We start from the raw sequence: 12,297 nt of genomic DNA, 5'->3' as shown, positions 1-12,297 counted from the left end.
CCGAGCGGTCGGGGCTCTGTGCTGTCCGGGCCCCGTGCTGTGCGGGGCCGTGCGTCCCTGCCGCTCCGATGGAATTCACTCACGTGAATCTTTGACTTGCTTACGCAAAGGTCGGGGGTGTGGACCGGGAGTGATCCGGCCGAGCCCGGTGACCCCGCAGACAGCGGAGGGAGCCTCGGGGCAGGATGGACCGACCGACAGGGCCAGCCGGCCGAGAGGGCGAGGGGAAGCGCGTGAAGTGGCAGTGCGGCAGGGGGCGGGCGGCGTCGGTGAGAGGCCCCAGGGCGGTGGCGGTGGGCGCGGCGGTGTGTCTGCTGGCGGCGGTGCCGGGCCAGGCCATGGCGGACGGTGAGCCGAGCCCGTACGCCTTCGATCCCGGCGCGCGGCGGATCAGCGGAGCGGCGACCACGAGCGACGCCAAGCCGCTTGACGCCGAGGGCACTTACCGCGATTCGATCGAGCCCGGCGGCACACTCGTCTACCGGCTGAACCTCGACGCGGAGACGAACGCGTATGTATCGGCGGTCGCCGTGCCCGGCTCGGGGACGACCGTCGCCTACGGGGACAAGATCGAGATCTCGCTGCAGAACAGCCAGGGCGCCGACTGCGACTCCAACGACGCGCAGTTCGGCGCCGCGAGCAAATTCCCCCGGCCGCTCGCCGCCTATGCCTACCGGCTGATCGAGGCGGGGGCGTCCTCCTGCCAGGAGGCCGGCCCGTACTACGTCGTCATCGAGCGGACCGGCGAGGACACCTCCACCCCTGAGCCCTGGGAGCTGGAGATCCGCCATGTCTCCGAGCCGGGGCTCACGGGCCCCGGACCGTCCGAGGCGCCTTCGGGGTGGCCCAGCGCCTCGCCCGACCCGGTCGGCGGTGAGCCGCGGGCGCGGGCGGGCGGCACGGGCTTCTATGACGCGGCGGAGCTGGGGAAGGGCGAGTGGACGTCGAAGATCGAGCCGGGCGCCTCGCTCTTCTACCGGGTGCCCGTGGACTGGGGGCAGCAGATCTTCGCCGCCGCGGACCTGGGCAGCGCGGCGTCCGGGTCGGGGTTTGTGAGCGGCGCGTTCTCCATGGCCCTCTACAACCCGGCGCGAGGGCTCGTCGACACCAGCAACTCGCTCTCGTACACCGGGAAGCAGAAGACGACGTCCCTCGATCCGCTGCCTCCGGTGGCGTACGAGAACCGCTTCGGCTCGCGGACCGGCGACAAGGAGATGAGGTTCGCGGGCTGGTACTACCTGCGCGTCAGCCTCAACCCCGAGGTGGGCGAGAAGTTCGGCGCCGGGCCGTACGGACTGACGCTGCGGATCGACGTCGAGGGCGACCCGAAGGACGCTCCGGCGTACGCGGGGCCCGCCGGCGATTTCAGCGTGGACCCGGACGACCGGCAGTCGGCGACCGGTGACGGGACGACCGGAACCGGCGCCGCGGGCAACGAGGCGATGAAGTGGGTCGCGGCGGGGGGAATCGGCGCGGGCACCGTGCTGGTGCTCGGCCTCGGGGTGTGGACGCTGCTCGCGCGGCGGCGCGCGGAAGTGGGGTCCGGCTGAGCGCCAGGACCGTCAGCTCTGGATCTGGGTGAGGGCCCAGATCCCCACGGCGAAACAGGCCAGCGCCAGCAGCAGGACCGGGACCGTCACCTTCGGGGGCGGTCCCACGCGTTTGGCGGGGGCGCGGTGGGCCGGTGCCCGCGGATGGGGGACCGCCGGCTGCTGAAAGGGAACCCCCGGGCTCTGGGCGGTGTACGGGCGGGTGTGGCCCTGTTCGTGCCGGACCGCCGCCGTCTCGGCCTGGGAGAGGTCGGGCGGCGTGGCGTAGTCGTGGTGAGGGGGGATGTGCTGGGCCGGGTACGGCGGGACGTAGGCCTGCTGAGGGGCGGGCTGAGCCTGCGGTGCCTGCTGGGGAGCGTGGTCCCGGCTCGGCGGCGGGGGGAGATGGAAACTGCCGGTCTCCGACATGGAGGCGGGCCCGGGCGCCGGCGTGGGGGGCGGCGAGGGCGCTGTCGAGGGCGGCGGTGTGAGGGACGACGAGGCCGTCGCCGGTCCGGCGGGCGGCTGAGCCGTGCGCGGGTCGGTGTACGGGCCGCCGCTGGCCTCGGTGTAGGGAGCTGAGGGGTGGCCGCCGGTCCGGGGATCCGTGACGGGACCGGCGGTACTGGCCGGGCCGACGGTACTGGCGGGGCTAGCGGGGCTAGCGGGGCTGACGGGACCGGCGGGACCGAAGGCGGAGGGGAGCGGACCGATCTGGTCGAAGACCTCGACGATCTCGTCGTCGATGTCGGGCTCGGGCAGCAGCTCCACGGCCGTTGTGAGCGCCTTGCGGGCGCCCGTGGCCGTACGGAACCTCGCGTCCGGATCGGGCTGCAGAAGGCCCGCCAGGACCTGCCACAGCGGCTCGGGGATGCCCTGGGGCGCCCCGGGGGTGCCGTGCGCGGTGAAATGCTCGACCAGGGCCTTGGCGTCCGGCTTCTGACCCTGCATCAGGTAGAGAGCCACGAGACCGACCGCGAAGAGATCGGCGGGGAAGTCCGGCTCGGCGCCCATCATCTGCTCGGGCGCGAAGTAACCGGGCGTTCCCACCACGTAGTTGGTCTCCGTCAGGCGTGGCTCGCCCTTGCGCATGGAGATGCCGAAGTCGGACAGCCGCAGATGCGGTCTGCCCGTCCCGGTGGCCTCCAGCAGGATGTTGGCCGGTTTGATGTCGCGGTGCACGACCCCCTCCGCGTGCACCGCGGCCAGACCGGCCAGCAACTGGTCGAGCAGGGTGCAGACGAAGCGCGGCGGCAGCGGCCCGTAGTCGCCGATGACATGCGCGAGCGAGCCGCCGCTCACCAGATCCATGGTGAACAGGACCTTGTCGTCGTCCGCAGCCCAGCTCGCCGGGGCGAGGACATGCGGGTGATCGATCCGCAGGGCCTGTTCCCGTACGAACCGCAGCAGGGTGTGCGCGTCGCTCTGCTGGAGGACCTTCGCCGCCACATAGCGTCTGCGCCGGTGGTCCCAGGCACGCCAGACGGCACCGACACCGCCACGCCCGATCGGGTCGATCAGCTCGTACCGTCCCGCGAAGACCTCACCCATGCGCCGCGCTCGCTCCCCGTCGTCCCGTACGCCGTCAGCTTTGATGCGCCTCGTAATGGGCGACCGCCTCCGCGGTGCGCCCGGCGCCGTAGACCCTGAGGAACTCTGCCAGTTCGGGCTGGGTCGGGGCGAGGGAGTCGGCGGCATCGATGATGTCGCCGGCCGCCGCGACCGAGCGCAGCAGGGACTGGATCTCGCGGACCACCCGGCGCACGGTCGGCGCGCCCGAGCTGTTCGTCGTCTGGCTGGTGCCGGTGAGGACGGAACCCCCCTGCGATTTCTTGATCTCCTCCATCCGGTCCGTGGCCTCCCCGGCGCTCACGCTTCCGTCGGCCACCTGACCGGCGAGATCCTGGAGGGCCTGGACCCGCTGGACCACGGCCGGATTCCCGATCTTCGCGCGTTGACCGCTCATCAACTGGGAGAGCATCGGTGCGGAGAGTCCGAGGACCGCCGCGAGCCGGGCCTGGTTCAGGCCCAGGTCATCTATGAGTCGACGGAAGAGCGCCCCCAACGGCTCTCCGTACCAGCTCCGCTGAAGTTCTCTGGCTCTGGCAGTCGATTCCTGCTGTGCGGCGTCCATACGCGTCTCCCCATCGCTTCCCCAATGCGGCAGCTTCGCTGCTGCGAACCTCGTGGGGCATCTTACGGAGCGTGGTCGTGCACGGGGAGTCCCAATCCTTTTGCGGGATCACTCGGGATAGCCGGTACTCTGGTCCCGGTGATGGACGAGCGCCGCTGCGCGGCTCGGCCGTACCCAACCCACCGAGGGGCCTTAGCTCAGTTGGTAGAGCGCTGTCTTTGCATGGCAGATGTCAGGGGTTCGACTCCCCTAGGCTCCACCTATAAATGCCCTCCGACCTGCGGAAACGCAGTTTCGGAGGGCATTTTCGCGGCGCCACGAGGGCGCTTGGTCCTCAGTGGTGGAGATGGACCATCTTCCTGGGGTCGACGATCCGGTCGAAGTCCTCGGCGCTGATGTATCCGCTGTCGAGCGCCGCCTCCCGGAGGGTGGTGCCCTCGTCGTCGGCCCGGTGGGCGATGCTGCTGGCCTTGTCGTAGCCGATCTCCGGCGAGAGAGCGGTGACGAGCATCAGGGAGCGCGAGAGGTATTCGTCGATCTGCTCGCGGTGGGGTTCCGCCCCTTCGACGCAGTACGTGCGCAGCTTCTCCGACGCGTCCCCGAGGATGCGCGCGGAGTGGAGGAAGTTGTTCACGATGACGGGGCGCATGGCGTTCAGCTCGAAGTTCCCCTGGCTCCCGGCGAACGCGATGGCGCTGTCCTCCGCCAGCACCTGGATGCAGACCATCACCATGGCCTCGCACTGGGTCGGGTTGACCTTGCCCGGCATGATCGAACTGCCGGGCTCGTTCGCGGGGAGCGTGAGCTCGCCGAGGCCGCAGCGGGGTCCGGAGGCGAGCCAGCGGATGTCGTTCGCGATCTTCATCAGGGGGACGGCGAGGCCGCGCAGGCCGGCCGAGGCCGCGACCATGGCGTCCAGACCGCCTTGGGCGGCGAAGGAGTTGGCCGCGGCGCGGAACGGAGAGCCGGTCAGTGCCTCGATCCGCTCCGCGACATGGACGCCGAAGCCCACGGGGGCGTTGAGGCCCGTACCCACAGCGGTTCCGCCGACGGCGAGCCGGTACAGGTCGGGCAGGGTGGCCTCGACTCTGCCGATGGCGTCGCCGAGCTGGGCGGCGTAGCCGGACCACTCCTCGCCGACCGACAGCGGAACGGCGTCTTCCAGGTGGGTGCGTCCGATCTTGACGATGTCCGACCACGCGCGGGACTTCGCCGTGATCGCCTCGTGGAGTTGCCGTACTCGGGGGAGGAGGTGGCCGTTGATCTCCTGGACGGCGGCTATGTGCATCGCCGTGGGGAAGGTGTCGTTGGAGGACTGGCCCATGTTGACGTCGTCGTTGGGGTGGACCGGCGTCTTGGAGCCGAGCTCGCCGCCCACCAGCTGGATGGCGCGGTTGCTGATCACCTCGTTGACGTTCATATTGCTCTGGGTTCCGGAACCCGTCTGCCAGACGTACAGGGGGAAGTGGTCGTCCAGCGCACCGGAGATCACCTCGTCGGCCACACGGGCGATGAGGTCGGCCTTCCAGCGCGGCAGGCGGCCTTCGTCGGCGTTGACGCGGGCGGCGGCCTTCTTGACGTAGCCGTAGGCGTGGTAGACGGCCTTGGGCATTCGGTCGTCCCCGATGGAGAAGTGGATCAGGGAACGCTGGGTCTGAGCGCCCCAGTAACGGTCGGCCGGCACGTCCACCGTGCCCATCGAGTCCGTCTCGCGGCGGGTGCCGAGGGCGTCAATGCCGATCGATATGTCCCGCACCTTCGGCGGGTGCTCGGAGCCGGTGCCATGCTGCCGGGTGGTCATGAGGGCTCCCCCAGCTCCTTGGGCAGCGGCCCGTAGGCGGGTTGCCACATCGCGTCCTGCACCGCCTGGACGAGGTCGTCCGGGTGACGGGTGCCGGCTTGGGCCCCGGCGGCATGGATGACGGCCTTGGCCACGATCGCCGAGGAAGCACGCAGGTTCGACACCGGCGGCAGCAGGGGCGCTCCGGGCGCTCGGGGGTCCACCTGGCCGGCCACCGCCTCCGCCGCGGCGAGGATCATCGGCGCGGTGAGACGGTCTGTACCGGACAGGATGGTCCCCAGGCCGAGACCGGGGTACAGCAGCGCGTTGTTGGCCTGTCCGATGATGTGGTGGACGCCGCCGTGGTTCACGGGGTCGACCGGGATTCCGGTCGCCGTCAGCACCTTGCCGTCGGTCCAGGCGAGCAGGTCCGAGGGCATGGCCTCGATCTTCTCGGTCGGGTTGGAGAGAGGCAGGATGATGGGGCGTTCGACGTGCCGGGCCATCTCCGTGACGACGTGCCGGTCGAATGTGCCGGGGCTGGTGGAGGTGCCGATCAGGATCGTCGGACGGACGTGCTGAACGGTCGTGGGCAGGTCGATCGGCCCGTCCGCCCAGTCCCGTACCCCGGCGCGGGGGCGGGCGTAGGGGGCCTGGTAGTCACGTAGGCCGGGCATGCCGTCGACGAGCAGTCCCTGCTTGTCGACCAGCCATACGAGGCGCGTGGCGGCCGTGGTGTCCAGGCCGTCACGGACCATGGCGTCGCGCAGCTGGTCGGCGATGCCCACGCCCGCGGTGCCGGCGCCGAATACGACGACGCGCTGCTCACGGAACGGGACGCCGGTGACCTTCAGGGCGGACATGACCGCGGCCAGCGTGATGGCGCCTGTTCCCTGCATGTCGTCGTTGAACATCCGGTAGTGGTCCTTGTACTCCTCCAGGAGCCGGCGGGCGTTGCTGGGACCGAAGTCCTCGAAATGCAGGAGCGCGTTCGGATACAGGTCCGCGACCGTCTCCAGATAGGCCGCGACGAAATCGTCGTACTTCCTGCCCCGCACCCGGCTGTGACGCATGCCCAGGTAGAGCGGGTCGTTCAGCAGGTTCTCGTTGTCGGTGCCGACGTCCAGGACCACCGGCACGCAGCGTCCGGGGTGCAGGCCGGCCGCCGCGGTGTACACGGCGAGTTTGCCGACCGAGATCTGGATCCCGTGCACACCCCAGTCGCCGATGCCCAGGATCTCCTCGGCGTCGGTGGCCACCACCAGGTCCACCTGGTCGCGGTGGAGCCGCAGCGACTCGAGGGCGCGGCGGATGTCCTGAGGCCGGTCGATGGAGAGGTAGATGCCGCGTGGGAGCCGGTACTCGTGGCTGTACCGCTTGATGGCCTCGCCCACGGTGGGGTCGTAGACGATCGGCAGCAGCTCGGCCAGGTGGTCGGCCAGCACCCGGTAGTACACCACTTCGTTGCGGTTGTGGAGCTGTTCGAGGTAGATGAACTTCGCCAGGTCTGTCGGCTCCTCCCGCACCTGCTCGTAGGCGCGCTGCGCCTGTTGGTCCAGGGTCAGCACGGCGCTGGGCAGGCGGCCTGTCAGCCCGAGGCTGTCGCGTTCTTCCAGGGTGAAGGCGCTCCCTCGATCGAGGAGCGGGTCGAGGAGGATGGGTGGCGTATGCATCGACATCTGCGGCCTCCATCGTCGGCGGGGCGCGTGGCAGGGCCTCCATCCATGCTGAGCCGGATAAGGGGGGCCTGCCACTCGGCTGGGTGAGTCCACCTTGCCGATCCCGCGGCAGGCCCGCTCTCGCTCGTCCTCGCTCCGGTCCTCGCTCGCCAGGGGCAGCGCGCCAGGGGGCAGCGCGCATGGGGTCAGCGGTCGCGTGCCTGGTGTCTGCGTACGGCCACGATCAGGCCCACGCCCGCGGCGATCGCGACGAGACCGATCAGCCCCGTTGTCGAGGCTGTGCCGCCCGTCGTGGCCAGGGACGGGGTGCCGGAGGCCTCGGTGCGAATGGCGTCGAGGATCAGGCTGGTGACGGTCCCGGGGTGGGAGATCATCGCCACATGCGAGGAGTTCACCTCGATCGTGTGGGAGCCCGCCCGTTTGGCCTCGAAGCGCTCCAGATCCGGTGCTATCGCGCGGTCCTTGGTGGCGACCAGGAACCAGGACGGGATGGTCTTCCAGGCGGCGGCGCCGGCCTTCTCGGTGAAGGCCGCGGCGCTGATCGGGCGCTGAGTGGCGGCCATCTGCGCGGCGGTGGAGGCCGGGAGGTCCGCGGCGAAGACCTGATGGAACTTCTCGGGCTTGATGTACAGATCGGTGCCCGTCATGCCGTCGCCGCTTTGGAACGGCACCTGTTTGAGCGCCGGATCGAGCCTGCTGCCGGCGAACTTCGCGCCCAGCGCCCCCAGTGTCTCGCCTTTGGCGGGCATGAACGCCGAGATGTAGACGAGCGCCTTGACGTTGGGGTTGCCGGCCGCGGCCTCGCCGATCACGGCACCGCCGTAGGAATGCCCGGCGAGGACGAGCGGTCCTTTGACGCTCTTCAGGACGCTGGCGATGTAGGCGGAGTCACTGCCCAGCCCGCGCAGCGGGTTCGCGGGGGCTATGACGGGATAGCCGTCGCGCTGGAGCCGTTCCACCACGCCGTCCCACCCGGAGGCGTCGGCGAACGCGCCGTGCACCAGTACCACGGTCGGCTTGGCTATGCCTTTGGCGCCCGAGTCGGTGGAATCGCCGTCGGCGACGGCAGGCGCCGTGAGCGCCGCCACGGAGCACACAGAGGCGAGGGCGGCAACGGGCCGCGAGCGTATGAGCTTTCGGGACGGGCGCAGCGTCATGGCGTTCTCTCTTTCTCTTCTGCCAGGAGGGGCGGGCCGAGCATCAGCTTTTCCGGTTTATGCCGATACGGCGCGCTCTGAGCGGCAGGCGGGTGACGCCGCGCGGCCGAGCAGGTGGTGGGGCCTCACCCGGCGGCGATCGTTCCGGGTGGCGGCGGAGCGCAAGTCGTGCTTCGGCCGGCGCGGAGGGGCGGCGCGAAGGCGCCGGAGGGGCGCTGACGTGCGCAGGTACGCGTCGCTGGGCGAGGAGGGAGCGCTGCTTCAGATACGGCTTCGGGCGCGATTCGGCCGCGGATCCGCCGGGCCGGTTGGACCGTACGAGTGGTGTTCATCCGAAGAACTGTCGGACGGCGGCGTAGCTCCGTGGATTTTCAAGATGCGTCCACATCATGAGGAAGGTATGTAAACCGCTCAACCCGAAAGCGAGGGGTCATGGCCGCCTTCAAGGTCAAGAAACTGTGGACTGTCTTCATCACCGCGTTCTTCGCGGTGCTCGCCTCCCTGGGGCTGACCGCCCCGGCCGCGGCCGCCGGCAACGCCGTGCCGCAGCCGGCCGAGCAGCCCGCGCCGGCGCCCGCCGCCGCGGACCACGTCACCGAGGCCGCTCCGGCCAGGGCGACCGTACCCAGGTCGCTGCCACGCGGCCGGTCGCTGCCGCCCACGATCAAGCAGCGTATCCGCGCGGAGGCGCACGGCTCGTCACCTTCGGTCCGTCATCTGCCGGACACCACGCCGAGCGAGGCCGATGCCCGCGCGGCACACATGAACGCGTACGCCGCCGACGCGGCACTCGTCGCGGCGTGAGGCGTCGGGAACCCCGTGGTCTCCCGGCGCCCTTCACCTCAGGTGCGCCCGTCGCCGAACCCCGTACGCCGGTGGTGCGACGAGGACGACGCGGACAACAAGAACGCGAGCAGCAGGAACGCGGACAGCGAGAGCGCGGACAGCGAGAGCTCGGTCGACACGGACGAGGTCGCCAAGCGTGCGGACGACAAGAGCACAGGGGACACGGACTACAGGCGCGGCGCGTACGAGTGCCACGCCCGATCCGCGCTCTCCATGGCCGTGGTCTCCGCGGGCCCTGTGATCAGGGACGGTCGTCCCGGTCGTTCTCCGACGCCTCGGCCTCGGCCTGCTTCGCCTGGACCTCCGGATCCAGCGGATCGACCACATGGCTGCCGTCCACGGACGTCAGCGGACCACGCTCCGAGACCTCGGTAGCGGCCGGCGGCTCCACGAGCCAGTCCGGATTCGCCTGCTTGTCCCACCACTTCCAGGCGGCGAAAGCCCCACCTGCCAGCACGCCGAGGACCGCCAGGCCCTTGGCCAACCGGCCGGCCCTGGCCCGCCGTTCATGCTTCCTCACCAGCTTCTGGATCTCTTTCGTCGTGACCTGTCCGCGCAGAGCGGCCAGGGCGGCCGCGGAACGTGCCGCTGCCTGCTCGGCCACCGGCTGTGCGGTGGCCACCGCCTGATTCACGCGCGGCACTGTGTAATCCGCCGCCTGACGGGTGTAATCCGCCGCCTGACGGGCGGCCTGACGAGTGCGCACCGCGGCGCGGTGAGCGGCTTCATCGACCTTTGGGGGTACCCGGGGCGCCACATGGGCGCCGTACTGAACACGAGCCTGCTGAGCGGCCTTCGATACTGTCGGCGCGAGCCGTACACGCGCCTCACGGGCGTAGAGCGCGGCCTGTTCCTTGGCCAGAGCGGCCTGTTCCTTGGCCGTACCGGCGTAAGGGGCCACCACTACCGCGGCGTGCTGCACGCTCTCCTTCGCCGAACCGGTAGCGGCGCGCACGCTGTCCATGCGGGTCACAGGATCATCCTCCTCGGTGGCGTTCCGTATTTCGCCTATCCACCCTTTTCGAGATCATGCCTGCCGGGCTCGGTCTCGGCATGCGTTGCGGGCATCCGGGTCATGGAAGACGACGTGGGTGATGTCCGTACATCACGGCCCTCCGCGTGCGTTCCGTACGCGCTGACGGGCCACGACGCCATGCCTCCTTCCAGCATGCGCGGGTTCCGGCGTGACCACACCGCCGTCTCCGCGACTGCTCGCCTTCTTTCGCTTCCGGCTGCCCCGAACCGGCGCCTCACCCGTGTCTTGCCGCCTCCATCCGGCCCCGAAAACGCCCCAAGACGGGCGTAAAGCCCGTTCGAGGGCAGCGGCCGGGCGGCGATCGCGCCTTCCGTGCGAGGATCGTGAGGGTCAGAGAAGACTTACGGAAGGCAGATCGTGGCCGAGCAGCTTTACGCCACCCTGAAGACCAACCACGGCGACATCGAGGTCCGGCTTCTGCCGAACCACGCGCCGAAGACGGTCAAGAACTTTGTCGAGCTCGCGCAGGGCGACCGGGAGTGGGTCAGCCCGGAGACCGGGCAGAAGACCACGGACAGGCTGTACGACGGCACCGTCTTCCACCGTGTGATCAGCGGCTTCATGATCCAGGGCGGAGACCCGCTGGGCAACGGCACCGGTGGCCCCGGCTACCAGTTCGAGGACGAGTTCCACCCGGACCTCGGCTTCGACAGGCCGTACCTGCTGGCGATGGCCAACGCGGGCCCGGGGACCAATGGCTCGCAGTTCTTCATCACCCTGGCGCCGACGTCCTGGCTGAACCGGAAGCACACCATCTTCGGCGAGGTCTCCAACGAGGCCGGCAAGAAGGTCGTGGACGCCATCGGCGGTACCCAGACCAACCCGCGTACCGACCGTCCGCTGCAGGACGTCGTGATCGAGTCGGTCGTCATCGAGACGCGCTGACCACTCGCACAGTGTCCGGTTCCCCGGTTCGGGGAACCATCCCGCCCTGCCCGTCCGTAGTGGTTACATACCGGACGGGCGGGGCGGTGCGCTGTGGCGTGCCGGGCACCGTCCGCCGTCACGAGGACCGAGGGGACCGATGGACCACCCGCCAGGCGGCCACGGAGGCCAGGATCAGCCTGCCGTCACCGAAGGCCTGCCCAGCTGTTACCGGCATCCGGACCGGGAGACGGGCATACGCTGCACGCGCTGCGAGCGCCCCATCTGCCCCGAGTGCATGATCAGCGCCTCCGTCGGCTTCCAGTGCCCGGAATGCGTCCGGCAGGGGTCGGGTACGGGGCACGGGGCGAGCGCGAACCGGCCGCGCACTCTCGCCGGCGGCACGGTCGCGGCCGACCCCCGGCTGGTCACCAAGATCCTGCTGGGCATCAATGTCGCGCTGTTCGTCGCCGTTCTCGCGGTGGGCGACCGGCACCGGCTCGTCGAGGACCTCGACCTCATCGGCTATGCGTTCAGCCCTGACCTCAACCGGGCCGTCGGCGTCGCGGACGGCGAGTGGTACCGGCTCGTCACCGCCATGTTCCTGCACCAGGAGATCTGGCACATCGCCTTCAACATGCTCGGGCTGTGGTGGCTCGGCGGGCCGCTGGAGGCGGCGCTGGGCCGCGTCCGCTTCCTGGCGCTCTATCTGCTCTCCGGACTGGCCGGCAGCGCCCTCACGTATCTTCTCGCCGAACCGAACCAGCCCTCGCTGGGCGCGTCCGGCGCGATCTTCGGGCTGCTCGGCGCGACCGTCGTACTGATGCGGCGGCTCAACTACGACATGCGGCCGGTCCTCGTCCTGCTGGCGCTGAACCTGGTCTTCACCTTCACCTGGTCCAACATCGCCTGGGAGGCGCATGTCGGCGGGCTGGTGGCCGGCGTGGTGATCGCCATAGGGATGGTGCACGCGCCTCGCGAGCGGCGCGCTCTCGTGCAGTACGGGACCTGCGCGCTGGTACTGGTGGCGACGGTTGTGATCATCGCGGCGAGAACGGCCTCACTCACCTGAGCGTGACCCTGTGGGAACGGCCTGTACTCCACAGTTGTCCACAGTGTGTGGCGGATCTTGTGCATCCTGTGGGGAACGTGCGTGCCCCTTGTCGCTGATGTGGGTTTGACCAGCAGCGACAAGGGGCGGGCACGTCATCAGAATGGCGGATGCAGTCACACCGGCGTCAACGTCCCGTGGAGTTATCCACAGATCGTCTG

At 69.9% G+C, this 12,297-nt stretch carries 11 protein-coding genes and 1 tRNA gene; 5 read left to right on the top strand and 7 right to left on the bottom strand.

Annotated elements, in window-relative coordinates; genetic code table 11:
- Positions 1–269 precede the first annotated feature (269 nt).
- Positions 270–1,550: a hypothetical protein gene (locus tag M1203_RS21765; RefSeq protein WP_249951450.1), complete on the top strand. Its 1,281-nt coding sequence runs from the start codon at positions 270–272 to the stop codon at positions 1,548–1,550.
- A 12-nt stretch (positions 1,551–1,562) separates the two neighbouring features.
- Here the strand turns inward: M1203_RS21765 and M1203_RS21760 are convergent, their stop codons facing one another.
- Complete coding sequence (locus M1203_RS21760) at positions 1,563–3,080, bottom strand: serine/threonine-protein kinase (RefSeq protein ID WP_249951449.1); 1,518 nt, start codon at positions 3,078–3,080, stop codon at positions 1,563–1,565.
- A 34-nt stretch (positions 3,081–3,114) separates the two neighbouring features.
- A complete protein-coding gene (locus tag M1203_RS21755; RefSeq protein WP_030354386.1) occupies positions 3,115–3,663 on the bottom strand; it encodes a transcriptional regulator in 549 nt (182 codons plus the stop codon).
- Positions 3,664–3,849: 186 nt separating this feature from the next.
- Between M1203_RS21755 and M1203_RS21750 the strand changes: the two genes are divergently transcribed.
- Positions 3,850–3,922, top strand: a tRNA-Ala gene (locus M1203_RS21750).
- Between the two features lie 75 nt (positions 3,923–3,997).
- Here M1203_RS21750 and fumC read toward each other — a convergent pair.
- The 3 genes from fumC to M1203_RS21735 form a co-directional block, all read right to left on the bottom strand.
- Positions 3,998–5,464 (bottom strand): class II fumarate hydratase, encoded by a 1,467-nt coding sequence (gene fumC, locus M1203_RS21745; protein ID WP_249951448.1) that lies wholly within the window; start codon positions 5,462–5,464, stop codon positions 3,998–4,000.
- Entirely contained in the window at positions 5,461–7,122 is a 1,662-nt protein-coding gene (locus M1203_RS21740; protein WP_249951447.1) for an NAD-dependent malic enzyme, read from the bottom strand. Before M1203_RS21740 ends, fumC begins: the two co-directional genes overlap by 4 nt.
- A 185-nt stretch (positions 7,123–7,307) precedes the next feature.
- Positions 7,308–8,279 carry an alpha/beta fold hydrolase gene (locus M1203_RS21735; RefSeq protein WP_249951446.1) on the bottom strand — a complete coding sequence of 324 codons (972 nt, stop codon included), beginning with the start codon at positions 8,277–8,279 and terminating at the stop codon, positions 7,308–7,310.
- A 432-nt stretch (positions 8,280–8,711) separates the two neighbouring features.
- On the opposite strand from M1203_RS21735, the gene M1203_RS21730 reads away from it, so the two are divergent.
- Positions 8,712–9,083, top strand: a complete 372-nt coding sequence (locus M1203_RS21730) for a DUF6344 domain-containing protein (RefSeq protein ID WP_249951445.1) — start codon at positions 8,712–8,714, stop codon at positions 9,081–9,083.
- Between the two features lie 38 nt (positions 9,084–9,121).
- On the opposite strand, the gene M1203_RS38775 is transcribed toward M1203_RS21730, so the two are convergent.
- Both M1203_RS38775 and M1203_RS21725 read right to left on the bottom strand, forming a co-directional pair.
- Entirely contained in the window at positions 9,122–9,244 is a 123-nt protein-coding gene (locus tag M1203_RS38775) for a hypothetical protein (RefSeq protein ID WP_283958875.1), read from the bottom strand.
- Positions 9,245–9,366: 122 nt separating this feature from the next.
- Complete coding sequence (locus M1203_RS21725) at positions 9,367–10,098, bottom strand: DUF5324 family protein (RefSeq protein ID WP_249951444.1); 732 nt, start codon at positions 10,096–10,098, stop codon at positions 9,367–9,369.
- A gap of 420 nt (positions 10,099–10,518) precedes the next feature.
- Between M1203_RS21725 and M1203_RS21720 the strand changes: the two genes are divergently transcribed.
- Together M1203_RS21720 and M1203_RS21715 are read left to right on the top strand one after the other, a co-directional pair.
- Entirely contained in the window at positions 10,519–11,046 is a 528-nt protein-coding gene (locus M1203_RS21720; RefSeq protein ID WP_249951443.1) for a peptidylprolyl isomerase, read from the top strand.
- Between the two features lie 139 nt (positions 11,047–11,185).
- Positions 11,186–12,097 carry a rhomboid family intramembrane serine protease gene (locus M1203_RS21715; RefSeq protein ID WP_249951442.1) on the top strand — a complete coding sequence of 304 codons (912 nt, stop codon included), beginning with the start codon at positions 11,186–11,188 and terminating at the stop codon, positions 12,095–12,097.
- The last annotated feature ends 200 nt before the right edge of the window (positions 12,098–12,297 follow it).

Origin of the sequence: Streptomyces sp. 35G-GA-8 (assembly GCF_023534745.1) — a bacterium.
Lineage (GTDB): Bacteria > Actinomycetota > Actinomycetes > Streptomycetales > Streptomycetaceae > Streptomyces.
Note: the sequence above shows the minus strand (reverse complement) of the source record. Positions and strands in the feature narration are given on the sequence as shown.

Excerpts from the sequence above, each read along its gene's own strand:
- M1203_RS21760 (WP_249951449.1), bottom strand. The coding sequence starts at position 3,080 with ATGGGTGAGGTCTTCGCGGGACGGTACGAGCTGATCGACCCGATCGGG.
- M1203_RS21755 (WP_030354386.1), bottom strand. The coding sequence starts at position 3,663 with ATGGACGCCGCACAGCAGGAATCGACTGCCAGAGCCAGAGAACTTCAG.
- fumC (WP_249951448.1), bottom strand. The coding sequence starts at position 5,464 with ATGACCACCCGGCAGCATGGCACCGGCTCCGAGCACCCGCCGAAGGTG.
- M1203_RS21740 (WP_249951447.1), bottom strand. The coding sequence starts at position 7,122 with ATGTCGATGCATACGCCACCCATCCTCCTCGACCCGCTCCTCGATCGA.
- M1203_RS21735 (WP_249951446.1), bottom strand. The coding sequence starts at position 8,279 with ATGACGCTGCGCCCGTCCCGAAAGCTCATACGCTCGCGGCCCGTTGCC.
- M1203_RS21730 (WP_249951445.1), top strand. The coding sequence starts at position 8,712 with ATGGCCGCCTTCAAGGTCAAGAAACTGTGGACTGTCTTCATCACCGCG.
- M1203_RS21715 (WP_249951442.1), top strand. The coding sequence starts at position 11,186 with ATGGACCACCCGCCAGGCGGCCACGGAGGCCAGGATCAGCCTGCCGTC.